Source organism: Verrucomicrobiota bacterium, from assembly GCA_034440155.1.
Classification (GTDB): domain Bacteria; phylum Verrucomicrobiota; class Verrucomicrobiia; order JAWXBN01; family JAWXBN01; genus JAWXBN01.
In genome coordinates this window covers 1-24,516 of record JAWXBN010000008.1, presented here as the reverse complement: position 1 = coordinate 24,516, position 24,516 = coordinate 1, and the positions used below count along the sequence as shown (strand labels likewise).

The 24,516-nt window shown below is 49.9% G+C and carries 17 protein-coding genes and 1 pseudogene; 8 read left to right on the top strand and 10 right to left on the bottom strand.

All coding sequences use genetic code 11. The features are described 5' to 3' along the window. Window positions 1-124 precede the first annotated feature (124 nt). Window positions 125-1,339, bottom strand: a complete 1,215-nt coding sequence (locus SGI98_00670) for a bifunctional 3,4-dihydroxy-2-butanone-4-phosphate synthase/GTP cyclohydrolase II (protein ID MDZ4741914.1) — start codon at window positions 1,337-1,339, stop codon at window positions 125-127. Between the two features lie 260 nt (window positions 1,340-1,599). On the opposite strand from SGI98_00670, the gene SGI98_00665 reads away from it, so the two are divergent. Beyond that, window positions 1,600-2,067 (top strand): RNA-binding protein, encoded by a 468-nt coding sequence (locus tag SGI98_00665; protein MDZ4741913.1) that lies wholly within the window; start codon window positions 1,600-1,602, stop codon window positions 2,065-2,067. Between the two features lie 111 nt (window positions 2,068-2,178). Here SGI98_00665 and SGI98_00660 read toward each other — a convergent pair whose 3' ends face one another. Further along, window positions 2,179-3,051, bottom strand: coding sequence for a helix-turn-helix domain-containing protein (locus SGI98_00660; GenBank protein MDZ4741912.1), 873 nt, complete (start codon window positions 3,049-3,051; stop codon window positions 2,179-2,181). A gap of 139 nt (window positions 3,052-3,190) precedes the next feature. Between SGI98_00660 and SGI98_00655 the strand changes: the two genes are divergently transcribed. Continuing rightward, window positions 3,191-4,039, top strand: coding sequence for a phytanoyl-CoA dioxygenase family protein (locus SGI98_00655; GenBank protein ID MDZ4741911.1), 849 nt, complete (start codon window positions 3,191-3,193; stop codon window positions 4,037-4,039). Window positions 4,040-4,179: 140 nt separating this feature from the next. On the opposite strand, the gene SGI98_00650 is transcribed toward SGI98_00655, so the two are convergent. Continuing rightward, window positions 4,180-4,974 carry a prohibitin family protein gene (locus SGI98_00650; protein ID MDZ4741910.1) on the bottom strand — a complete coding sequence of 265 codons (795 nt, stop codon included), beginning with the start codon at window positions 4,972-4,974 and terminating at the stop codon, window positions 4,180-4,182. A gap of 103 nt (window positions 4,975-5,077) precedes the next feature. Between SGI98_00650 and rpiA the strand changes: the two genes are divergently transcribed. Both rpiA and SGI98_00640 read left to right on the top strand, forming a co-directional pair. Further along, window positions 5,078-5,767 carry a ribose-5-phosphate isomerase RpiA gene (gene rpiA, locus SGI98_00645; GenBank protein ID MDZ4741909.1) on the top strand — a complete coding sequence of 230 codons (690 nt, stop codon included), beginning with the start codon at window positions 5,078-5,080 and terminating at the stop codon, window positions 5,765-5,767. Window positions 5,768-5,884: 117 nt separating this feature from the next. After that, on the top strand, window positions 5,885-6,625 hold the full coding sequence (locus SGI98_00640; GenBank protein MDZ4741908.1) for a polysaccharide deacetylase family protein: 741 nt from the start codon (window positions 5,885-5,887) through the stop codon (window positions 6,623-6,625). Window positions 6,626-6,649: 24 nt separating this feature from the next. Here the strand turns inward: SGI98_00640 and SGI98_00635 are convergent, their stop codons facing one another. From SGI98_00635 to SGI98_00615, 5 genes are all read right to left on the bottom strand, one after another. After that, entirely contained in the window at window positions 6,650-10,372 is a 3,723-nt protein-coding gene (locus SGI98_00635) for an autotransporter-associated beta strand repeat-containing protein (GenBank protein ID MDZ4741907.1), read from the bottom strand. Window positions 10,373-11,138: 766 nt separating this feature from the next. Next, a complete protein-coding gene (gene dnaB / locus SGI98_00630) occupies window positions 11,139-12,602 on the bottom strand; it encodes a replicative DNA helicase (GenBank protein MDZ4741906.1) in 1,464 nt (487 codons plus the stop codon). 187 nt (window positions 12,603-12,789) lie between these two features. Then, window positions 12,790-15,276 carry a hypothetical protein gene (locus SGI98_00625; GenBank protein MDZ4741905.1) on the bottom strand — a complete coding sequence of 829 codons (2,487 nt, stop codon included), beginning with the start codon at window positions 15,274-15,276 and terminating at the stop codon, window positions 12,790-12,792. Between the two features lie 97 nt (window positions 15,277-15,373). After that, complete coding sequence (locus SGI98_00620) at window positions 15,374-18,325, bottom strand: hypothetical protein (protein MDZ4741904.1); 2,952 nt, start codon at window positions 18,323-18,325, stop codon at window positions 15,374-15,376. Between the two features lie 159 nt (window positions 18,326-18,484). Continuing rightward, a complete protein-coding gene (locus SGI98_00615) occupies window positions 18,485-19,402 on the bottom strand; it encodes a 2-dehydropantoate 2-reductase (protein ID MDZ4741903.1) in 918 nt (305 codons plus the stop codon). A gap of 50 nt (window positions 19,403-19,452) precedes the next feature. On the opposite strand from SGI98_00615, the gene SGI98_00610 reads away from it, so the two are divergent. Then, window positions 19,453-20,199: an SDR family oxidoreductase gene (locus tag SGI98_00610; protein ID MDZ4741902.1), complete on the top strand. Its 747-nt coding sequence runs from the start codon at window positions 19,453-19,455 to the stop codon at window positions 20,197-20,199. Here SGI98_00610 and SGI98_00605 read toward each other — a convergent pair. Beyond that, window positions 20,150-21,682 carry a hypothetical protein gene (locus SGI98_00605; GenBank protein MDZ4741901.1) on the bottom strand — a complete coding sequence of 511 codons (1,533 nt, stop codon included), beginning with the start codon at window positions 21,680-21,682 and terminating at the stop codon, window positions 20,150-20,152. The two genes, SGI98_00610 and SGI98_00605, sit on opposite strands and share 50 nt — an antisense overlap. Window positions 21,683-21,892: 210 nt before the next feature. Between SGI98_00605 and SGI98_00600 the strand changes: the two are divergent. Next, window positions 21,893-22,035 (top strand): annotated as a pseudogene (locus SGI98_00600) (methylenetetrahydrofolate reductase C-terminal domain-containing protein). 320 nt (window positions 22,036-22,355) lie between these two features. Here the strand turns inward: SGI98_00600 and SGI98_00595 are convergent. Beyond that, complete coding sequence (locus SGI98_00595) at window positions 22,356-23,633, bottom strand: divalent metal cation transporter (GenBank protein MDZ4741900.1); 1,278 nt, start codon at window positions 23,631-23,633, stop codon at window positions 22,356-22,358. 154 nt (window positions 23,634-23,787) lie between these two features. On the opposite strand from SGI98_00595, the gene SGI98_00590 reads away from it, so the two are divergent. Both SGI98_00590 and SGI98_00585 read left to right on the top strand, forming a co-directional pair. Further along, window positions 23,788-23,946, top strand: a complete 159-nt coding sequence (locus SGI98_00590; GenBank protein MDZ4741899.1) for a hypothetical protein — start codon at window positions 23,788-23,790, stop codon at window positions 23,944-23,946. Then, a partial coding sequence (locus SGI98_00585) for a DUF4412 domain-containing protein (protein ID MDZ4741898.1) occupies window positions 23,943-24,516 on the top strand: 574 nt, incomplete at its 3' end. The genes SGI98_00590 and SGI98_00585, both read left to right, overlap by 4 nt.

Below are 24,516 nucleotides of genomic sequence, written 5' to 3'. Positions count from 1 at the left end.
CCAAACTCATTTTGTGTAGGGTGACCGGCCCGGTTGCCAAATGCCGTTCATGGTGCGTGAGACTCTGATCCATAGCAAGTAGGAGGGGCCGCTTGCCCTATCAAAGTCAGGCTAAAAGGCCTCGTTAGAGCATGTGCCCCATTTTAGTGCGTTTGGTGAGGAGGTAATTGCGGTTGTGGCGTTGGGCTTTGATGCGGATGGGGACTTGCTCGACGATTTCGAGGCCGTAGGCGTCTAGGCCGATGACTTTTTTCGGATTATTGGTCATGAGCCGGAGTTTGCGTGCGCCGAGGTCCCGGAGGATTTGGGCACCGAGGCCGTATTCGCGTAGGTCGGCGGGGAAGCCGAGTTTGAGGTTAGCCTCGACTGTGTCGTAACCTTTTTCCTGGAGTTTGTAAGCTTTGATCTTTGCGGGTAACCCGATGCCGCGCCCCTCCTGACGCATGTACAGGAGGATCCCATTTTTATTTTTGGCAATCAGGGCCATGGCATTGTGGAGTTGGCTGCCGCAATCACAACGGCGTGAACCAAAAACGTCGCCCGTGAGGCATTCGCTGTGCACTCGGACAAGGACGGGTTTATCCGCATTGATTTTACCCATGACCAGAGCCAGATGGTGTTCGCCATCCACGGAGGATTCATAGAGATGGAGCTTAAAGAGTCCGTAGTCGGTGGGCATGTCGATGACTTCGATTGAGCGGACGAGTTTTTCTTTTTTCCGGCGATATTTAATAAGGTCCTCGATAGAAATGATTTTCAGGTCATGCTCGCGGGCAAAGGCCACGAGGTCGGTCAGGCGGGCCATTTCACCGTTGCTTTTGAGGATTTCGCAGATGACCCCGGCGGGTTCACACCCCGCCATCCGTGCGAGGTCGACACTGGCTTCGGTATGGCCGGCGCGTTGGAGCACCCCTCCGGATTTAGCTACCAGCGGAAAAATATGCCCGGGCTGCACGAGGTCGGTGGCTTTGGCTTTTGGGTTAGAGAGGATTTTAATGGTTTTGGCTCGGTCGGAAGTGCTGATCCCGGTAGAGACTCCTCTGGCGGCATCGACAGAAACAGTGAAATGGGTCCGGAAACTTTCGCGGTTATCCACGACCATGGACGGGAGGTTGAGTTTCTCGGCTTGGACATGGGTGAGCGGCACACAAATCAAACCACGCCCGTGGGTGGCCATAAAATTCACGGCTTGCGGGGTGATCTTGTCGGCGGCCATAACCAGGTCCCCCTCATTCTCACGGTCTGAATCATCGGTCACAATAATCATTTTCCCCGCGCGGATATCAGCAATGGCACTGGCGACACTGGCAAAATGGATTTGTGCGTTTTTTGTGGGCATAAGTTTTCCTAGGCAAACAACTTATGCAATTTGCACAGAGTTGTAAATTGATTAAATGCTAAAGTCTTTGCCGAAGAAGATGATTAACGACTTATCCAAGACAGGCTAAAATACAGGGATTCCCGCCATTCCCGGGGGAATCCATGTGCCCGCGTAAAAAGTCTTGTATTCCTTTGCATTTGCTCCCATTATGCCCGCTTGTCCCAAGGGTTCAGTTACTCTTGGGCATTAAGGTAACCCTTAACAGGATGTTCTTTCACATGAATCCAAGAAATAGGACGCGAGGGCGTTCCAATGGTCGTTCGTCTTCACGCAATGGACGCTCCCATTCACCCAAACCGAAGCGCCCGAAAAGCTTCATCGAACGTTTGGCGGCTTGGCTCAAATCGCTTTTTGGCGGTAATAAAGAGCCCCAAGTTCCAATCAACAGTTCCCGTTTGTATGTAGGCAATTTGCCTTACAACACCGGTCAAAAAGAGCTTCAAGAGCTTTTTGGCCAGCACGGGGCGGTGATTACAGCCGAGGTCATTATTGACCGCGCCAGTAACCGTTCAAAGGGATTCGGGTTTGTGGAAATGGAAAGTATCGAAGAGGCCCGTGTCGCAGCGAATAAACTCCACAATCGTGAATTCGATGGCCGGAGATTGATCGTTAGCGGTGCCAAAGCCGAGGCTAAAGAGTCAAATCGTGACAACCCTCGCCGCGAAGTCAGTTCGGATGTTGCCTAATATGGCATAGTTCGATTTTTAAAATTAAACCGTTTGCAGAGCAATTTGCAGACGGTTTTTTTGTGCCCGGATGCCTCGACCCGGACAGCTTCAACGATGGATAGTGTTTTTTTATCCGAGATCCTCGGCAGTTTTCCGGAAATCACGTGCGCTGGCACCCATGATCTTGCGGAACTGGCGGTAAAAATAATTACTGTCGGAGAACCCGACATCAAAAGCAATTTGCGTAATCGAGCGGTCCGTCTGGCGCATCAGGTCACAGGCTTTGCGCACACGTAGGCGGATCAAATAATCAATCGGTGATGTCTGGAAATTCTGCCTGAAGAGGCGGAGAAATTGATTCACCGAAAGGTGCGCTTCCCGGGCAAGTCGCTCCAAGGTGAGGCGTTCGTGTGAATGCTCCTCCAGAAACGATACGGCCTTGGATAGGCGGTTGACGGAGTTGGCCGTTTGGAGGGGTTCACGGCTATAAGCACGTGCGAGGAAAGTCACCAGCGTGATGAAATAACCTTGAATGGCTGACTCATATCCGGGGGCTTTTTCTCTGTATTCCATTCCGATCCGCTCTGTTTGGGGAATGACCTCGGCCATTTGGCGGGGGGAAAGGCGCAGGCGGTTTTCAAAGTGGCCCTTTGCATGATGGCGGGGACCCAGTACAAATAGGGCATGGTAACCGGCGAGTTTTTTGAGTGTTTGCGCGGGGATAAAAAAGGATGGGTCATACATGATATTACAGAGCTTGAGCTTTTTGATCTCGCGGAAGCCGTGGGAGACATTGGGATTAATCACAAAAACATCCCCCGTACTCAGGACATACTCCTCCTGCGCTGTGACATGGATCGCCGATCCCCCGGAAATAATCACCAACTCGGCGAATTCATGGTTATGCATGTCAAAGGCCGCGTATTCGAGCACCCCGGTACCGATATTAAAACGAAGCCCGCCGGGCTCGACAAACTCCGAATATTTGAACTTTTTTGACACGGTGAGATCATGCTTGTTTTTGGTGAAAGAAACAAGGCGCATTTTTTAAGCTAGAGGTATGTTAGGGGCGATTACCGATAATGACCTGAACCCGGAAACGCGTCACAAAAAACAAAACCCTTATTCTTATCCCCCCCCTATGGCCACAAATCCTGAAACACAAGAACTCAATGATTACCTCTTTGACCTGAATGGTTACCGCGTGATTAAAAACGCCGTAAGCCCCGAGCAAGTTGCGCAGATGAATCAATGGATCAACGAACATCCCGTAGACAAAAGCAAAGTCGGGCAGTGGATCGACCATGTCGAAGTCCAGACCTACATGAATGAAGACGGGGTCAATTACCAGAATATCATCGAGGGGGGAAAAGTCTTTGAAGACCTCCTGACTAGTCCAGCATGGTATCCCGATGTCAAAAGGTATATCGGCAACTTCGGTTCCCTTTCCCTGAATGAATGCCTATTAAATGTCCGGGCTCAAGGGGGATATATCGGTATGCACTCCGGCGGGCACATGCCTTGGATGACCGGTCTCTTCCGCCATCCGCAGACTGCGGAATGGTTTGTCGGCCAGATCAATATCATTGTCGCCCTGAGCGATGTCGGCCCGGGGGATGGCCCCACGACGGTTGTTCCCGGCAGTCATAAATCGACGACACCCCATCCTTATTTTAAAAGCCAGAAAGACGGCGGTAATACCGTGACGAATTACGACACACCCGCCAGTGAAGCCGAAGGGATGATCGAGTGTTGCCTGAAAGCCGGGGATGCGCTGATCTTCACCGACGGCATCACTCATGGTTCCAGTGCCCGGAAGAATCCCGGATTTCGGAAGGTGCTCCTCTACCGTTATTGCCCGAGCTGGTGTAATACACGATTTAACTACATCCCCTCCGAGCGCCTGCTGGCTGCACTCAATGATGAAGAGCGCAAGCTCGTCCAGGCAGTCAAACCGCGCCTCGCGCCCGGGCAGGTGATCCAAGGGTAAAAAAACCGTGGCCTCCCTTACACGTCGGAGATCGACAGGATGCGGGTACTCGGGCATCCTTGGCCTTTATCATAGAGAGTGAATCAAAGGATGGCCCCCACGCAAAGTGCTCACGAGAATATGGATCGCCCCTGTCCCCCCTAGTTTTTCTCGGGTTTGAGAGGGAGCATGATACTGGTCCCGGCCCCGACGACTTGGGGGGAGACCCCATTCCATTTCTCGACCATTTTCAGGTCCACGAGTTTGGGATTTTTTTCGAGGGCTTCCCCTTGGATACGAATGGATTCAGCCTGGCCTTTGGCTGCAATGATGGCGGTATCGGCATCGGTCTGGGCTTGTTGTTTTTTGAAAACGGCTTTTTCGGCTTCTTGTTGCTGGACCATTTTGGCTTCGATGGCTTGTTCGAGTTCCGTAGACAGGGCGACGTCTTCGATGACGAGGTCTTCGATCACGAGGAGGGAAGAAACTTTTTTCCGGGATGCGTCGAGGGCGGAGATTTTGATCTGTTCGCGGGTCTTGACAATGTCCGCCGCGGTTTTTAAGGCGGTGACTTCCTTGGTGGCTTCTTGGACACGGGGGAGGATGAGTTTTTCAAAGGGATCCCCGGCATAATCCCTGACCATGGAGACGACAGAACCTTCCGGGATGCGGTAGAGGACTTTGACTTTGATATTGATCTGCTGGAGATCCGAGGAGAAACATTCCGCGGTGAGCTCTTTTGTATCCTGCTGGACATTGATCCTTTTGATAGATGTGACCAGGGGCAGCTTCATCCCCGCCCCGGGCCGGAGAAAATCGTTATCCATATTTCCGAGTGTGACTTTGACCCCGCGTTCCTGCGGGTCGATGACATAAAAACCGGACATAAAAATAATGAGGGCGATGATGAGAATAATCGCTGCGAGGGCTAGGGAAAAGATGGATTTGGGTTGCATAATCTCCCCATTAAAGTCAGCTTGTGGCCATAGGCAAGCCTATAAAATATTTCCCTCACGCCATACCCTTCAGCGGGGGAAAAATTCCAGAAAGGTAAAAACCATGACTCAGGATGAATTAAAAAAGTCTGTGGCCAGAGCGGCCTTGGAATATATAGTGACGGATACAATCATCGGTGTGGGCACTGGGACCACGGCTAATTATTTTATCGATGCCCTCGGGGAAATAAAAAAAAGTATCCAAGGAGCTGTTTCCTCTTCGCAAGCCAGTGCAAAACGTTTGGCCGCCCTAGGCATCCGAGTTTTTGATTTGAATGATGTGGATAAACTCTCGGTTTATATCGACAGCGCAGATGAGGTGAATCCTGCCCTCGAAATGATCAAAGGCGGCGGGGGCGCCTTGACCCGTGAAAAAATCGTCTCTTCCGTGGCGGTGGAATTCATCTGTATCGCAGATGAAAGCAAATGGGTCGAAGTCTTGGGCAGAGTTCCCCTCCCTGTGGAAGTCATCCCGATGGCTAGGGCTGCTGTAGCCCGGAAATTAACGGAATGGGGCGGGATACCCGTCCTACGTGAAGGGTTCACGACCGATAATGGGAATTTAATTCTGGACGTACATGGTTTGTCCATTACGCATCCTGTCGAATTCGAAAGCCGCATTAATCAAATCGCCGGTGTGGTCAGTAATGGACTTTTTGCCCGGAGCCCAGCGAGTACCTTGCTTTTGGGTACAGCCGAGGGAGTAAAAACAATCAAACCAGCGTCGGGAAATGGGAGTAAAAATATTTTTTAGCTAATCAGGGGTTGATTTTTGTATAAATCAGGGCAAAATGCGTCCTTTACGATTTTTTCCGACTAATCAGCTTTTGTGTGACAGGAGCCATACCCCGGGATTGATCCACATATACCTATGAAACGATCAGACTTTCTTAAAACAATCGCGTTTGGTGCGGCCGGCACAGTATTCCTACCCCGGATTTCCCGTGCAGAAGAAATGGTTAAAACCCCTGTTAATGATGTCAGTGACCCGACAAAAGTGTTAGCTCGTTTTGTGAATTCCGGCCCATCCACCTCCAAAAAAATCGCGCTCACCCTCGATGACGGCCCGACCCCTGGAGTCACTGATTCCATCCTGAAAAACCTCTCAGACCGCAAACTCAAAGCCACTTTTTTCATGATTGGCGAAAGGATCAAAGAATTCCCTGCACTCGCTAAGGAAGTCACTGCGGCCGGACACGAGGTGGCTAACCATACTTTTACCCATCCAAATCTCAGCCTCATGTCGACGGCAAAAGTTTACGACCAGCTCCGCAGAACCCAGTCGATCATCGGTAATACCCTCGGAGTTTATCCAGCATGGTTCCGCCCCCCTTATGGTGCCTTTAAAAAGTCACAAGGCCCGATCGCCTTAGATATGGGTTTGGGAGTGGCTTATTGGTCTGTGGATACCGTCGACTGGAGCCGCCCGGGTGTAGACAAGATTGTCGAACGTGCTGTCGGTCAGGCCCGGGGTGGTTCGATCATCCTTTGCCATGACATGCACCAGCAAACGGCTCAAGCCATGCCGCGTATCCTCGACGGATTACTCGAAAAAGGTTTCGAGTTTGCCACGATGACAGAGCTGATTGGCGAGCCTTACCCGACCGTCTGATCACGGCTGACAGCGCGGAAATGATTAGCTTTGTGATCGGGCCTGACGGTTTTTAAATGGGGCGCTTTTACGGCTCAATCTTATATGGTAGAGTATTCCAGCCAGTCCGATGGCAAATAGGACATAAGTGGAAGGTTCAGGAATCACGGCGAGATAATAAAATCCACCACTGAAGGCACTCTTCAAATATTGGTTAGAGTTGAGGCCTGTCACTGTAAACCCGCTTGTGAAAAACCCGCTGGGATTTTGGTAGGCAGCAAAAATATTATTTGTGGAACGCATCCCGCCGAGATAGGGATTTAATGGTGTGCCTAATCCCCCGGATGGAGGGGCGGAAAAATTCCAGACAATGGTTCCCGAGTTTGTGAATGATGTCCCTCCAAAATCGATTCCTTGGAAAGTGGGATTAGATGATCCTCCCGTTTCATTATTGAGATTTATCGTTCCGGAATTCGTCATATTCCCGGTGACATAAAACATATCCCCGGAGGCTTCGGAGACATTGACCGACATGAGACTGCTTTGGTTTAAAAAACTTCCTTGGTTCGTGACGGACCCTTCGAGGGTTAAATTCCCCCCCGCCGCGATGACGGTATTTGCGATGATGGAGTTATTCGTCATATTCATCGTGCCATTATTTGAGATGACTAACCCATTAGCAAAGACATGGCTGCCCCCGTCGGAATTATAAAGGGCCGAGGAACTGCCGTTACCGACAAAAAAGAGTTGGCCGTTGTTATTTGTCGCGTTCCCATTCACCGAGAGAGTGCCACCGTTTAAACGGTAAGCCCCTGAGGCATTGGTCACGGAAAGATTATCCACAAGGACCAAGCCACCGTCCTGGGTATTAGTCCCGCGCCGGATATCGATGAGTCCGGAGCCTGTGCTATTGGTCACGATCAGGGAGCTAGACCCACCGGAAATACCCACGGAGTTCCCAGTCGAGGCCACGGTGGATCCCACGATGAGGTTGGTAGAATAAACCGTGCCCCCATTACTGATTGTTAATGAATTACCGGCGGTTGAATCACCGACAGACAATATCCCGGGATTTGTCCAGGTGGAGCCGCTCCCTGTAACAATGACTGAACGGTTTGCTGCCGAATATATCCCCGCCCCGTTGACGGATGTGGAGGTGTTGCTCACGATGGCACCATTAGAGACGATCAACCTCCCGCTCGACCCGAGCGCACTGTTATTGGCTGTTTCGAGTACCCCGGCATTGACCGTCGTATCACCGGTGTAGGTATTAGCATTTGATAATGTCAGGGTCCCGGCTCCTTCTTTGGTGAGTGAACCATTAGAGAGGACGGCCGATACAACCATGTCTTGGGAAGCTGTGGCATTATTGCTGATATAAAATGTGCGTGTGGTGCCGCCTAAATCGAGTCGACCGGCAATCACAGCGGAGGTATTCCCTGTAATCTCTCGGACGACATTTGAGTTTAGGACCAAGTTAAAATTCGCATCATTGGTGATGAAACCACCCCCCTCCATACGCAGGAGTCCGATAGTCTGACTTTTTGTGCCGCCATAAAAATCGTCTAATTCCACACGCCCGGAGGACTTGATCATAAGGTCGGCAGTACCACTTAATTGGTTCCGCCACCTGAGCATTAATAAATCGCTCCCGACACCGTCCCCGACAGTCATGGTTCCTCCTAAAGGCGAATACGTGGTATTACCCATATCCAGAATCATTGTGCCCGAGTTAATCAATGTATTTCCGCTGTAAGAAGAAAATGAAGCGAGTCCCCCGTCGGTTAATAAAAATGTTCCTGTTCCATTTTTAATTAGCCCGCCCGTACCGGTGGTTTGTCCGTTGAACCGGACATCCCCCGCCCCGTCAATGGTGAGGACAAAACCGTTATTCGTCAGGTCACGCCGGGTGGGTCCGTAGGATTGAAAGGTCAATGTAGTTCCGGCTACATCATTTATTATACTGGAATCAGAAGCTAAGATCATATTCCCATTCCACGTATTATTTCCCGATCCGTTATTGAGCGCCCCGATGCCGCCTGCACCGGTCCCATTTAATGTCAAGGTTTCCCCCGCTACTGATGTGATGCCATTACTCATTTGCAATGTGGCGCCACTGATTACACTGACTCCACCGGCGGCAGTTCCCAGCGCGGTGGCATTAGCGATTTGAACGATGCCGTTACTGATGGTCATGGCCCCTGTCCAGTTATTGGCTTGATCGATAATGAGAGTGCCTGTCCCGGATTTGCTCAGGTTTCCGGCACCGGTGAGATCATTAGCGGCATTACCTAGGTTCAGGCTGATCCCGCTGGCCACATCTATGCCTGAAGCCGCATTAACCGTAATCGTGCGGTCATAAGATTGGTTTACGGCCGAGGCCGACAGGGTACCCCCGTTTAAAATCATATTGCCCCTCCCTAAGGACCCATTGGCTGCGGACTGGAGTGTGCCTGCCGTAACGGTCCACTGTCCGGAGTAATTATTTGAAAACGGCAGTAAGAGTGTCCCTCCCCCCGTTTTGGTGAGAGCGTTGGCACCCCTGAGGTCATTGGCGGCATTCCCGATGCTTAAGGTAATCCCTGTGGCGACATTGATCGTGGAGGCTGCATTTGCGGTGAAGGTTTGGTTATACGATTGGTTCGCCGTCGTAACCGCGAGTGTGCCGCCATTGAGCGAGACATTACCTGTGCCTAGGCCCGCCGTACTCTGGGATTCCAATGTGCCAAGGGTAATGGTGGTGCCCCCCGAGAAGGTGTTGTTCCCAGAAAGAACCGTTGTCCCTCCTGCTGCATTACGCAAGACAGTTCCAGCGCCCGATATCGGGCCACTAAAAGTCTGGGTACCGGCTGTGTTCAAACCCCTGAATTGCGAAAAGGCATTATTGAGATTGATCCCGGAGGCAAAGTTAAATCCGCTCCCGGAAAAGCCGACAGACATCGTGCCTGCACCTGAGGAGTTATTGATCGTAAGGGTATTTCCGGCCGAGGCACTGATTGTACTGCTCGAAAAAATCAAATCCACGTTATTTGCGGCGGAAATGGTGGTATTATCATTGATTGTCAGGTTATTGGCCAGAGTTAAATCCGCCGTAGGGGTTAATGTCCCCCCGGAAAGGGTGACGGTCCCGGTTCCTAATGAGGCATTGTTGGCGATACTCACTGTTCCGAGGTTCAGGGTGAATCCGCCACTGAAGGTGTTGGCGACATTACCTAAAGTCACTGCGCCGAGGCCATTTTTTGTCATGGACCCCGTCCCGCTGATGACATCACCCGCGCCCGTGCTCAAGGCGATGGTGCTGGTAAGTGTCTGGGGATCGAATGTAAGGTTAAAACTGCTGAGATTGATTGTGCTGTTGAAAGTCAGTCCCCCCCCAGCCGCCGTTGATTGCCATGTTTGTGATCCACCGACGACGATGGGATTATTAAATGTGTGGATCTGGGCAATTTGATTGTCGATCCCGATGCCACTGATCCCATTGATGGTCAGGGCAGCTCCTGTAAAAATTTCCGCATCGCTTGTTCCGGTGAATGTCAACCTTCCCACGGAGGCAGCGGCTGTGAAATTCGGGTCATTTCCGGTGGCCACATTAAAAATCGCATTACTCGTGGCTCCCGGAACGGCAACCGGTGTATTCCAGTTATTGGCATCATTCCAAGTAGTACTCGCACTCCCGTCCCAGACTTGTGCATAGATACGGTCAAAGCTTATCCAGAGACTGACAAATAGGACAAAATATAATAAGCGTATGTACCGAGTAACTCTCATTCATAAGACCGCTCAGAAAATAAGCGGTGAAAAAACACCGAACTTATTCATTTATAGTGCTATACGTAAAAAATAACTCACTCTCCTAAAAAGGAAAGATTATATCGATAAGCGGTAGTAAAAAATCGATAAGCGGTAGTTTTTGGCAATATTATTTTAAACATTACTCCTTATAACGACTTATCATTGACTACCATATCTCATGGAAATGATTTAATCGTGGATTCACCCGTGCCATTTACCGGAGAAAAATACGCAAGGTTCGATAAGTGTATGAAAAAGTCTTAGGAAATTCACCTAAGACTTTTGTCATAAACCAAATCGAAAAAAGACAAGTATGTACTTGTCAGGATTCAGGTCACTCCTCGTGAAATACAAGGGGAGCAAATTGCCGCAGGCAACCTGCGAACTGACTTTTCTTTTTTTCATCCACCATGAGCAAATTGCACCACGAAGAACATGAAAGGCACGAAAGATCATGGAGACGGTTTGTCCAAACTCATTTTGTGTAGGGCGACCGGCCCGGTTGCCAAATGCCGTATGTACGTGTGAAACTCTGCCCCTCCACAAGCAGGGCTCACTTGCCCGACAAAGTCAGGACAGCGGAGAAAAATACAGTCTCATACTTGAAAACAACCAATTTCCTTACGACCCTAATCACTAAAATCCAGGAGCATCGTGTTTTCGAGTGGGTAGAATTGTAGCGGGAGATACAATCGAAAAATATATGCGGGTTATGACAAAATCATAAACGCGACTCTAGGATTTACTCGCCATATTGCTCTGACTCGTCTTCTTCGTCGTGCACTTTGTGCGTAGAGTTTTCAAAGCGGGTGAATTGATTCATGAAGACGAGGTCGATGTCGCCGGTGGGGCCGTTACGTTGTTTAGCGATGATGACTTGGGCGAGGTTACGGAGTTTCTCACGGTCCTCTTCATTTTCAGCATAATATTCTTTGCGCAGGAGGAGCATGACGACGTCGGCATCCTGCTCGATGGAGCCCGACTCGCGCAGGTCGGAGAGTTTCGGACGATTACTGTCACTTTTTTCAGCATTACGGTTAAGCTGCGAGAGGGCGATGACGGGCACGTTAAGTTCCTTCGCTAAGGCTTTCAGTCCACGGGAAATTTCCGAGACTTCATTTTGACGGCTGTCCCGGGCTTGTTTGGATTCACTCGTGAGAAGCTGGAGATAATCGACGATCACGAGTTTAATGTCTTGGCGCTGCTTGAGCCGGCGTGCGATCGCCATGAGCTGGCCGATTTTCATTCCACCTGAGTCATCGATAAAAATCGGGGAAGCGGAGAATTCTGAAGCGGCCATGGTTAACCGTTGGAAATCACCCCTGCCTTGATCGAGGAATCCGGTTTGTACATCGCGCAAATTGATCCGGGATCGTGAACAGATAAAACGTTTCACGAGTTCCTCAGTGGACATTTCGAGGCTGAAGATGGCGACGCCTTGTTTGAGATTAACCGCGGCATGTTCAGCAATATTCAGCGCAAATGCGGTTTTTCCCATACCGGGACGGGCGGCGACAATAACGAGGTTGCCCGGATGGAGCCCAGCGGTGAGTTTATCGATTTCATAAAATCCGGTTTCCAGGCCGGTGACCGGCTTTTTATCCGCAAAAATCGCCTCGATCTGGATCATGGCTTTATTGACCGCGTCTCGGATGGCTACGGTATTACCTTTGAGTGAATCCTGACGGATTTGCAGAATCTCACGCTCCGCCTTATCGACGAAATTCTCCACTTCCTCGGGTAACCCGTAGGCTTCTTGGACGAGGCTTGTTCCCTTGATGATAATCTGGCGTAAAAGATATTTTTCCCGGAGGATATCGAGATAAAAAATGAGGTTCGCCGCCGTGGCGACCGAGGTAGCGACTTCTGTCAGGTAAGTGCTCCCCCCGGCTTGATCGAGCTGGCCACGGTCGTGGAGCTTTTGGGTGACAGTGACGAGATCCACGGACTCGGGGGAACGGTCCAGTGTGGTCATGTCGGAGACGGTTTGGAAAATCAACTGGTTCTTTGAATCATAAAAATAATCCTGTGTGATATGGCGTTCCTGGCAGAGGCTCACGGAGTCACGGGGATTAAGGAAAATACTGCCTAAGATACATTTCTCCGCATCGATGGCATGGGGCGGGAGGCGGTCGAGCTGGACGACAGGATTTTGCGGGTGAGCGGTTTTATTAAAGTCAGGTTTGAGTACACTTTGCTGGGCCATCCTCAAATCATAAGTTTCACACCCCTGACCTCAAGAGCAAGTTGCTCCGACTTTTTAACGGGATATTCACAAAGTTATTCACATTAAGTGGAGCTTTCCCGACCCTTGCCCCTTTAAAATGAGTACGATAATCAGCTTTCAGGCGGAGTAAAACCAATCCACCGTCTTTCCAGACGGTGGTCGTTGATTATTTTGCCGGTGCGTCGGCAGGGGCTTTGATCTCGACCCAGCCTGTATTAAAACGTTTGATTTTATCCAGCCCGGTGATTTCCACGACGTTACCTGAGGTGTGGCCAAATGTATAACGGAATTTATTGTCATCCTGTTTGCCGAACCACCCACAGAAAGATTCCTGGTACATACTGATATTTTTCCATGACTTACCCCGTTCGGCTTCCGCGCCCCAACCTTCAGGATTATCACGGGTATCTTTAAACATACTGGAAATGAATATCCCGTCTTCTGTGAGGAAATAAACCTGTCCATAATTCCCGTGGATCGCCATGACGGCACCCACCTCGTCATTGACCTTGGCTGCACCGGCAATAAAAAGTTCACCCGTCATTTCACCTTGGGGCACAGGACCTATGGCCATGGAGCCGTGGACTGCTCCGCCGAAGATTTTGCGTGTGGCGACGACATTACCTTTCATGTCAGTCCAGACATGTTTGCCTGTAAAGTAGGTGGGCCAGTCGCCGTACCCTGAATAAAGATGGTCTCCGATACGGATATAAAATTGATCCGGTTTTGGGCGGTTATTCGGATCGTTTGTCAAGGTGTCGATGACTTTATCGTGGCCTTTGAACTCCTGTTTGGTGATCGTGGTCTTTTCATACACGGGTGCTCCGCTGGGCAGGAACCGTGTGGGTTTAATCGCAAACCCCCCATTATAAAAATCAAAGGAGGCACTCATCGGGAACATCCACCCGGGAATACCCCGCCCTTTCGAGCCTTCAATAACCACGACCTCATTTTCCTGGATGTCTTCGTCCTCATTCAAGTCACTCCAGACATACACCGTTCCTTCCGGATCCGCTGGCCGGCTCCAAGGGGTCACTTGAGGCCAAGCCCCCACCTTCGTCCACATCGCCGCCACCGGACGGTAATCCCCGTTTTTTGCCAGGAAAATAATCGGGTAAGCGCATTGTGTATAAAGCATATAGTCATGTGGTTGGCCGGAGGCATCACTACGGAAAAATTCATTTCGGTGGAACCACACGCCGACCCCTCCTAATTCCGTATTGAGCTTGCTGCCTTCTTTCTTATTGCTCGTGACGAATTTCTTTATCTTATAGGACTGCGTCTGGGAAGGATCGACTTCCAGTTCGGCATTCCACACAAATGCCCGTTTGGGATCTTGGTTATGGAGCGCGGTATTCCATCCACCGTAGTAAGTGCTTCCGACAAATTGTTTCTGGAGTTTACCGTCCTTGTCCCAGAGGGCTTGACGGCGGGGGTGCGCGCCTTCGCTGGTCCAGATATTGCCTTGGTTATCCACGGAAAGGGCCAAGAGCTTAAAGAAACCATTCTCGTCATACTGGACTCCCTTTTTAGCGCCGCCTTTGACACCGATGGTGCGGATGAGATCTTTAGCGGGGGAATAAACCTTGATTTGATAATCTGCACCACTATCGAGAATATAGAGATTCCCTTCCTTATCGAAAGCCAGAGGACCCGGCTTTTCGAGACCAGCCAACGTCACGGGCGTCTGGGTTCCTGATTTATCGATCGTGACGAGTTTGGTGAATTCTTTATCCGTTCCATAAAGGGTGCCATCGTTTGAATAGGCCAAATGCATGGGTTTATCTAAAACAGCCACGGCATTAGTTTTGCCCATTTCCTTGTCAAAAAACCAAATGTCCGCCGTTTTTTGTTTGGCATCGGGGGTAATCGAAAAAGCTCCTTCGTTAGGGCCGACCGCGACGGAATAAATGATGCCCGGCGCCTTGATTTCGGGAATGGTACCCGCGGGGCGTTTCCAACCGATGACTTTCCCATCAGCCGCAGACATCCTGCGCAAGCCATTCTGTGCCGCCAGATAGAGGACATCATTGTCCACCGCCACAGCCCAGGAAGCTCCCCACGCCTGATAGAGTCCCCATTTCTTTTTTCCGTCTTTGCCGATGGCAATCGCATAATCAGTCCCTTCCGAAGCGGAAAATGACACGACCGCCGCTAAATTCGTCGAAGCAGAATCCGAGATAGCGGCGATCCCGACTCCATCCCCGTGGTTTGAACCCCAAGCACTATTCGGATACATGTGCCAGGCAGGAGTGCCAGGATTGTAAAAGCTATATTCGTAAAGTGCATCTAATCCCTCGAGGGTGAGGCCACGCACACGATACATTCCTGCCGGGACCGGTTTTCCATCATCATCTTTTCCATCCCACGAAACCGTTAATGTCTGGGGCTGTCCAGAGTCGGGTGTGCCACCAAATTTCTCGACAGGCTGCATCGAGAGCAAATTGCGCGCACGTACCCCACTCTCATCATCGACGACTACAGTCACAAGACGGTAACCAGCAGGAATGGTTACTTTGATTTGATCTTGGGAAAAGAGAGGCGTTTTTTTAGAGGCGACTGGAACTTCTACCTGATCCTCTTGTTTTTTCGAACAACTCACGGCCAATAATAGGCAAATAAATGTCACGGACAAAATACGGATTTTTAACATAGATGAAGGTTACCTTAGTTGATTTTTACGTCGATGTTTTATCGAAAATTTTCATTAGACATGATATCGGGTAATAACCCACTAAATTATTATATCATTACACTTTAATAAGTGAGTGATAAATCTGGATGAACCATTCCTGCCAGGCCTTTGATTTTAAAAAGTCGCGGTGGGTGAGGTAGGATTGTCCTGAAGCAATCCAGAGGACTTCCCCGTCCCCGACTTTGCGTTTTGTGCAATAAACCGCATCATCAGTTGTTGTGTAAAGAATCTCCACATCCTCCGCTACTTCACCCTTCAAACGGACTTCATCCAAAAATTCCACAGATGATGGTAAGGCCTTCCCGGCATACTTTGTTTTCTGGATTTTTGTCTTGAGAGGCTCCTGTGTCCATCGATGTCCGCAAGTATGATCCAGCGAAAGGCCCAGCAATTTGCTCAGCGTATTTGATTTATGGGCTGTCTCATAAAATAAGACGAGTTTCCCACCGCCTTGGACAAATTGCTCCAAAACTTCATATTCACGGCCCTGGGGATTCCACGTTGGATCCGTCGATATCGCAAAGTCAGCCTGTGGTAATATTTCCACAAAATCCCGGCGAATATTAACGAGATGGACTTTATCTTCACCCCCGAGCAATTTGCCGAGTGATTTCCCAAAGAAATTAAAGTCATAAACCAGCGTTTTGGACGGATTAAAAATTTTCGCAGGCGCCGCCTTCAGCGTGATTTTATTTAATCCCTTTTTCAAGGCCAGCGCCGGGATCGAAATAGTTTTCCCTGCAAAGGTGAATGTCCGCCATTTATCTTCCGAGTCGATGAACGGGAAGAATTTCTCCTTGAGAGCTTCATGGGCGACTGCTTTACCATTCACCATCAGCTCCACATTTTGGTGTCGGATCAAATAAGGAACCAAAATTTCTGCATTCACCACTTTATTACTTTTTGAATGAATGGAAACTTCGATTTCGGTGGGGGAATAACATCCGCTCGCCACTAATCCTCCAGATCCATAAATCCTTTCAAATGAGGAACTTTTGATTTCTTGATTCCGCCCGAAGGAGGTGAAAAGTTTGATATCACCGGTGAAAAAGTCTGTGTAAAAGAATTGTTCACTCTGTGCGGTTAAAAGGGTCCCGCTGGCAGAAAGATAGGGTTGGGTAGTGCCCGTCAGGGTTTCGGATTCACCTTCGCAGGGAAGACCGAGACCGACATAATAATCAAATGAATTCCTCAATCGGGCTTCGCCGGCGTCAGGAATGCCTGCCCGGAAATCGCTGGCGGCACCCCACTGCATAGGCCATGGCATTTTGAATCCGACAAAGGCCATATTACTACAATAATGGTCATGTAACATCCTCGTAAATTGATATTTATGTTTCTCCACCCAGTGCTGGCCCTCAGTGGGATAACAGAGGACGGGGAGATATGAATCATGTCTTTCCCCGGTTTTTCCATCACGTTGATCGAGGTATTCATTCTCGTTTTGTTCGAGATAATAATTTTCTGTAATTTCTTTGGCCAGTTTCCAATGAGCGGCGTTATGTTTACCGGCGGTTGAGGCCATTTCGTGACCTTTGGCGAGGACACTTAAAAACCAGCAGAAAGTGTATGTATTATTTTTCGCCTTCTCCATAAATTCATCAGAGAAAGTCACATCGGTCGCTGATACAGTAGAAAGAATCCACCCTTCCGGGGTTTTCTCAAAAAATTTCTCGGTGATGGCAAATTTGACACAGGCATCCACTATAGCAAAACAACGTTTGGTTAAGGCTGTATCCTGCGCAAATTGCGCAATACGCTGGGCGGACATCGCATGAGCACAAATCGACATGAACCCCGTGTCACTGGATTCAGTCTTCCCATTATAGTGGACCATCCAGTAAAAAGGGCGGCGCCCCTTATTGGCGACAAGGGCTTTCTCTAGCCAATCAATCTTTTTCCGCGCATGGTCTATCGCACCGACATGGAGTATCCCGTCGATAATATGGTGGGAATCCCAGAATACCCGGTCTCCCAGATGGAAAGGGACGAAATTACCCGAACATTGTGCGCCGAACTCCATCGTGGTGCCAAAATCAGCCAGATAGATATTATAATGATAAAGCCAGTCACGACGAATATCCCCCGTGGAAATGGCAGCACGAGTCATCCAATAATCCTTCATGAGATTTTCGTGTTTAGATACAGGGTCGAGGCTTGTTAATAGATTTACTGCTTTTTCATCATTGTGACTATTTGATTGGTGGGAACCAAAATAAAAGGCGAATGCAGCGGTGGAGGTTCCTTCTTTTTTGACGCTTAACTTCTTTTTTACCCCGAGCAAATTGTTTGATTGAAAGGGATTTCCTCCCTTAATCGCATAGGTAAGCGGATAATCTTCCATGACTTGAAATTTCTCACAGTTACTCGCTGTCAGGGAAAATCCTGTTATGCTCCCCTGTTTCCAGGCCTTTGGGAGGGCCTCGAAAATCGGAGTCCCATCACGCAGAGTAAAATGAATCCGGCTTTCAATCTCGACCTCATGACTTTTTCCGTCGAGGGCGACGAGTGCAAAGTTAAACCGAGGCATAATAGTTTCCCGGGTACAATAACTCTCAATGGACACCCAAACCCCGTTCAAGTCGTATTCTGTCGTGCAGAGTACCTTGGCCAGATCAAAGGTGCGCCTCCAGTTTTTAGCCTCCTGAGCAATTTGCTCGGGGGAATATTCTTTTCCGTCCATCGTCAGGGAATAATCAATCCACCCTAGCGGCATCCGGACATAGTCATTTTTCCTGTGGATCGCATGATTGGACTTCACCGCGGTATGGAATACGTAGAGGTCGTCGTAGTTATTGGAATCTCCGTATTGTGATTGGAAAAGGGGATACTCCGCCTGGCGCGCATCCAGCCCTTGCATGCCTGTCGCATCCAGCCCGAAGGAAAGGATGCGTGAACCAATAAATGCCGGATAAATATGAAGCGGCATCGTGTCGTCAGATTCTACGGCTTTAAAGGCTTCTAGCTCACGGACGCGGGAATGGTGGAAAAGAATCGATTCATTCATATATATGCGCTGTTAACGCTTCTAATCGCCTTGTCGAGCAAATTGCTCCGATTTTATCAGTTAAACGGGATCGGCGGGTGATGGATCGATCCTCTATTTCACCCACTCTACCCCACACAAATGAGAAGGGAGGGAGCGTCACGATAAGAGTGAGGAGAATCAAGGTGTGTGTTTACAGCAAGTCTCTTTGAGAGTCGTGTAGAGCTTTTCGAGCTCGGGCATCTTTACCCCGGCTGCGAGGCCGCGGCGGAGGGGTCCACCCCAGATGGCCTCGACTTCGACAGGGGCACCCGCTTGCCAATCGATGAGGCTCGATGGCCGGTAAGCTCCTAAAGCGGGAGTACGATGGACCTGGGCATCGATGTAGGCAGGCTCGATTAAAAATCCCAGTGCTCCTGCGGCGGTAATGACTTCTCCCATCAGCCTGCGCACGAGCAGGGTATTTTCCTCGCCCGCCAAGATCAGGTCTGTTGTGATCCCGCCCAGTGCGATTGATAACCCGTTAAAAGGGATATTCCACACGAGCTTACGCCAACGAACCTCAGCCAGCGAAGGAGATACTTTGCAGGGAATACCCGAGTCCATGAATATTTCGGCGATTTCTTGCGCCCGTGGGGAGGGGTCCCGTCCGAATTCCCCCATCATAATCATGCCTTCACCCATGTGCTTGATTTCCCCGGGGCCGGTTCGATTCACCCCGATAAAACACACCCCTCCGAGAACCCTTTTTGCACCGAAATTTTCTGCGAGGCATTCCTCATTCCCGAGGCCATTCTGCAAGGTCAGTAGCATGGTGTTTTCATGGAGCAGGGGAGGGATCAGATTTTTAAGTGCGTCATTTGACGTGGATTTCAGCGAGACAATAACAAGGTCCACCGGACCAATCTCCGTGGTCGAGGGGTACACAGGCACGTGCCCAAGGAAAATAGTTTCCGTGGCCGTATAAATCGTTAATCCCCGTGCCTTAACCGCCTCATAATCGGCACGCATCAGGAAATGAACATCAAAGCCGTGCTGCAATAGCCGCCCCCCGTAATAACATCCGATCGCTCCTGAACCCACAATCGCTATTTTCATATCGCCGCACTATACCCCCACAAAAATCTTGCGACAAGGATGAACCCCCTTTGAAACGAACCCTCGGAGGAGAAAAAACTTTGCATGATCCTGCGGGAAACGTTTATCGTGGGCCGATGAAAACAATCGTCATTACCGGATGCACACGGGGGTTAGGGGAGGCATTGATCCATGAGTTCCAGAAGCTCGGGCACCGGACAATGGGGTGTGGCCGCAATTTACAGCGGATTGAAAAATTAAAAACCGCTTATCCTACGAACGCGCAATTTGCTGCGCTGGACGTGACGGACTTTGAAGCCGTAGAGAACTGGGCATCGGCGATCTTGGCGGCATCCGGCCCACCGGACATTCTCATAAATAACGCTGGCATTATCAATGAACCCAGAAATTTATGGGAAATCGCCCCGGTGGACTTCGCCCGCATTATGGATGTGAATCTCAGAGGTGTATTCCACTCTATCAAAGCCTTTGCCCCTGCGATGACTGCGCGTAAAAGCGGGATGATCATTAATCTGAGTTCGGGCTGGGGCCGCTCCACCTCACCACAGGTCGCCCCATATTGTGCTAGCAAATATGCGATTGAAGGAATGACTAAGGCCCTCGCACAGGAATTGCCAGAAGGCATGGCTGCCATCCCGCTAAATCCCGGTATCATTAATACGGACATGCTCCAGACCTGCTGGGCCGATGGCGCGTCCTCCTATCCAAAAGCAGAGACATGGGCTAAAATAGCCGCGCCTTATATCCTCAAACTCTCCCCGAAGGATAATGGCCGCTCTGTGAGTGTGCCCCAGTAGCGCACCGGTATTCTTTACCCCGGCGTAATAACCATATCAGGCAAGGAATAACCAAAAGGATAAAGATCGAGGTCCGGGGTTCGGGCACAGGAATAAAGGTAATGGCGAACATGACATCGGAGGCGCCTGAGCTGCCGTTATTCGGCTGCGTCGCGGCGATCCCGCCGAACATATACCCGATCACCGTGGGCGCTGTCAGGGCATCCATATCGATCATGCCGTTTGAAAGTGTCGGTAATCCCGCGACTGGCATAAAATCAGATGATGCCCCGAAAAGGAAGTTAGACCCTCCATTCATGGCGTTGGCAATCGAAGGCATTTCTCCGAGATAATATTGGGTATAGTTTCCACTGCCATCACGGATGATGGATGAGTTACTATTAATAAACGGGACATTATCATCCTGGACAATCAGTCCGGTCAACGTGTCATAATATTCCAGACTGATCCCGCCAAAAAGCAGCGTATGGGATTCATCCCGGGATCCAGAATAAAGACTGGCGGTGGCCGTCCGGTAATTATTCATTCCCTGCTTAAAAGTGGTGATCGCCGTGGGATCCGCCATGGAAGGCGTACCATTGGTAGATATCTCCACGGGCACTGTCCAGACCCCACCGTTTGTATTGAAAACCCCGGAAAGCGCGACGACACCCTCATTGGCTCCTCCATTTGTGCGGATCGGGACGATATTTAAATCACGGCGACGGTAATTATCATCAGCCGTGGTCATGGTGACATTAGTAAATCCAAGGCTCACCCCGTTATCCACGACATCAAAGGAGCGGACTTGTTTGGTGTAGATGCCATTTGACCCAGGTGTATAAGGCCCGTCAAAGTTTTGACCGAAAATCAAGTGAGTCCGGCCATTCATGAGCTTGAGGTCTCCCCCCGTGACTTGGAAAAGGGCATCATTGGTCTGACGGATATTCGATGCGAGTATACCAGCGCCGCCTTTGACCCAAGCCATGGTCTGGGCCACATCTATGGCCGTTAATGTATCGAATGTATTAAAATCGTTGATCGTACGGTTGTACACATATCCACCGGCGACATAAAGGGTGTTACCATTTTGATATGACTGAGGTGCTGTGGATGAAAGTGAATCCACTTGGTTCGTCGTTAATCCTGCAAAACTGTCATTAAGGGAGCGGCCCCAGACTTCTTTGGTCACGGGATTAATCACATACGCCGTTGTGTTTTGTGCAGCAGGGGGGAAATTAGTGAGGCCGTTGTTGCTGAAATTATGCAGACCATTCGTGCGCCCCGCCAGCAGGAGCCACTCATTGCCGATTTGGGCCGAGACATAACTCTGGATAGCAGGAGGGGAGGATGACCCCATATCGTAAACACTGACATTGATCTGGTAGGGCAAATTCCCCCCGATAATCACCGGACTAAGATTTGTGGTCTGGTTTTGGCCAAAAAGAACGGGGCATAATCCGCAAAAAAGGCTAATGAAAAGTAATTTACGTAGTACGATCATAGGTTTTTCTACATTAACCTGTTTTTGAGAATAAAGGCAACCTCGACAATGACCGATTAATCATTCATCAGGGTTTAAATGAAATAATGGCTATTAAATAAGGGGTTTATTGATTTTTCTGCTTGGTCAAAACAAGAGTGCCTCCCCGCAAGACAAAAGACCAAACGGGCCAATCTTGCGGAAAAACTTATTTTCCACACAGAGGTGTTTGTGAAGGGAATACTTTTTGATTGTCAAACCTACGGGCAGTGTGTGCTGCGTAAAACCGGTCTTATCTGCCCGATGAGTAGTTGCCCCCAAAGAGTCTGCGCAACGGCCCTTGTGGTGGCACACTCGACGGGAAATGTGAGATTTATTCTGAAAGCGAATGTGTCTAGTGCCGGATCCACGAGGCCACGGGGAAAGAATCCACCGAGGCCATGCCGATCCTGCCCCCGCCCGATGCTCATGCAAGGAGTCGGGCGACAAGTCCAAAGCGGGGGCCAAAGAACGGTAAAGGTGAGTATTTTGCACGAAAAAAGAGACTCGATCGCCCAAGCTGTCCTGCTCCTCAGCGGTTAACTCAGGACACCCTAATCCCAGAAAAATAACCCGCCCACACTGAGAGCCCCCTTCAGCTCCGAATCCCCATGCCCATTTTCCTTTTTAGGATGATTGATGCTGGTTTGTCTTATTAGAATCCAGAGAGTACGCCCGGGTAAAAGCGCCATAATAGAAAGAGCACAGAGAAGGTGCAAAGGAAAGCAATTCCTAACCAACAGAGAGCCTTGAATGTCATTCCTGGACGGAGCTCTGGCGGAGTGATCTCGGAAAAGATGAGTTTATAATTCATAAAGGCAAATACCGGGGCGGAGAGGAATGCGATGGTCGTGGCAAAGTCGATGAGAGCCTTCATACTATTGAGGTAACGATTAATAATAATCAGAGCAATGATCGAACAGAGGATCATCAGTAAAACGTGCATATGGCGGCCAGAGAGCTTGAGCGAGGGGAATGCAATTTGTGCCCCCGTCGAGAGCGAGTGCGGGTAAGCGTCTAGCACGGTTAATGTCGTGGAAAACATCGCGACAAAGGCGGCGATAGACACAATCGGGCCAGACCAGCCGCCGAGGGTCTGTGTATACATCTTGACCAGCTGCGCCGCAAATCCAGCAGAGTTACTGGAGAAATCTTGGCCGGTGCCAAACATCACATACGTGCCCATGAGTAGGAAGACGACCGCCAGCCCCGTGGTCAGGGCATAACCAAAATGAAAGTCGATGGAGGTATTCCTGCGGGTGGACTTTTCCCCGGAGCTTTTGCTTTGTTGGGTGACCCAGATGGATTGCCACACAGACATCTCGATGGGCGCGGGCATCCACCCCATCAGCGCGATGAGAAAGGGCAATGCCGCCAGTGTCCAGGGCGAAGGCCCCACAAAGCCCGGAGCGGCATTTGGCCCATGGATCATCGCCCCCACGAGGGCTGCGACCGTACAGATCAGGAGCAGGAACATCATCCATTTGATCGATTTTTCAAGAACCCGATAACTTCCCACAATAATGAGTCCCAGACAGATCAAAAGCAGGAGTGCACACCACAGCGTATTGTCCCAGCTTTTGAGGAATCCGTATGGGAGGAGATTCGACGCGAGTCCTCCGGTCACAAAGGTCACACCGGCCAGACTGATGACGGCGGTAAAAATATTCAGGAAAAGAAAAAGATAAAGCCACCCCCTCCCCATCTGATGATAGCCCTCGAGCAAATTGCGCCCGGTCACGGCGAAACGATGGCCGATCTCGAAAAAGGGATATTTAATAAAATTTGAAAGAAGAACCAAGAGGATGAGTTGATATCCAAAATCCGCCCCCGCCCGGGTGGCTTGAACGAGATGTGATACACCGATAGCCGCGCCCGCCATGAGCAGTCCCGGACCGATGATCGAGAGGAGTTTTTGGAATTTATTGAGCATTTTTATTTCTGATTTTTTGTGCAATACCATCACCTTTGCTGGCAGCGGTCGCTGAATCACCTCCCAAGCAAAAATTTACTTTTTTTTGTTTTTAGAGAGAAATGCGAGGGAATCAACTTTTATGTCTCTTATTTTGGATTGATACCCCCCGCCTTTGCTGACGGTGGTCACGATGAATGGGACGATTCTGGCCGCAGAGTGGCATAGGAAAGAGGCTGCACCGGGGTTTGTCGGTGGGTTCAAGCCCCGGTGCTCTTCCGTATGTACATGTTGGCTTGATTCCTTGATGATTTTTGCCAGTGTAGCCGGATGAATCAATTATGCCGTTATTTCACGGTCTTTTTTCTTTTCGGGATTTGTATTTCCACTAGCTATGGACAACAAGCCACGAGCGAAATCGTCATCCCTGAGTCTTTCAGTGTGGACCAGGTCATCACCTCCAAAAGCATCCCGGATGGCGTTAAAATCAAATTTTACTTTGATAAACTCAAATGGCGTTATGAAGTCCAGCGCGGTACCGAAACCATCGTCACGATCATGCGTAAAGACCAGGGCATCCAATACACCCTCATGCCCCAGCTCAAACGTTACATGGCCGCACCGATGACTGCTGATAGCGATCCGACCTCCTCTTGGCGCCAAAAAAACGCCGAATGGAAACTCCTCGGTAAGGATACCATCCGGAATATCGCCTGTGAAAAATACAATGTCTCCAGCCAAGGCATACAAAGTTATGTCTGGGTGTCCGCTGATAAGAAAAACCCTGTCCGTGTCCAGACCGCCGACGGACAAACCACCCTCGATATGGAGAATTTTGTCGAAGGCCCCCAGCCTGAAGACCTCTTCACCATCCCGAAGGATTACCAAGTCCTCCAAGTCCAAG

Excerpts from the sequence above, each read along its gene's own strand:
- SGI98_00670 (MDZ4741914.1), bottom strand. The coding sequence starts at position 1,339 with ATGCCCACAAAAAACGCACAAATCCATTTTGCCAGTGTCGCCAGTGCC.
- SGI98_00665 (MDZ4741913.1), top strand. The coding sequence starts at position 1,600 with ATGAATCCAAGAAATAGGACGCGAGGGCGTTCCAATGGTCGTTCGTCT.
- SGI98_00655 (MDZ4741911.1), top strand. The coding sequence starts at position 3,191 with ATGGCCACAAATCCTGAAACACAAGAACTCAATGATTACCTCTTTGAC.
- SGI98_00650 (MDZ4741910.1), bottom strand. The coding sequence starts at position 4,974 with ATGCAACCCAAATCCATCTTTTCCCTAGCCCTCGCAGCGATTATTCTC.
- rpiA (MDZ4741909.1), top strand. The coding sequence starts at position 5,078 with ATGACTCAGGATGAATTAAAAAAGTCTGTGGCCAGAGCGGCCTTGGAA.
- SGI98_00640 (MDZ4741908.1), top strand. The coding sequence starts at position 5,885 with ATGAAACGATCAGACTTTCTTAAAACAATCGCGTTTGGTGCGGCCGGC.
- SGI98_00635 (MDZ4741907.1), bottom strand. The coding sequence starts at position 10,372 with ATGAGAGTTACTCGGTACATACGCTTATTATATTTTGTCCTATTTGTC.
- dnaB (MDZ4741906.1), bottom strand. The coding sequence starts at position 12,602 with ATGGCCCAGCAAAGTGTACTCAAACCTGACTTTAATAAAACCGCTCAC.
- SGI98_00625 (MDZ4741905.1), bottom strand. The coding sequence starts at position 15,276 with ATGTTAAAAATCCGTATTTTGTCCGTGACATTTATTTGCCTATTATTG.
- SGI98_00620 (MDZ4741904.1), bottom strand. The coding sequence starts at position 18,325 with ATGAATGAATCGATTCTTTTCCACCATTCCCGCGTCCGTGAGCTAGAA.
- SGI98_00615 (MDZ4741903.1), bottom strand. The coding sequence starts at position 19,402 with ATGAAAATAGCGATTGTGGGTTCAGGAGCGATCGGATGTTATTACGGG.
- SGI98_00605 (MDZ4741901.1), bottom strand. The coding sequence starts at position 21,682 with ATGATCGTACTACGTAAATTACTTTTCATTAGCCTTTTTTGCGGATTA.
- SGI98_00595 (MDZ4741900.1), bottom strand. The coding sequence starts at position 23,633 with ATGCTCAATAAATTCCAAAAACTCCTCTCGATCATCGGTCCGGGACTG.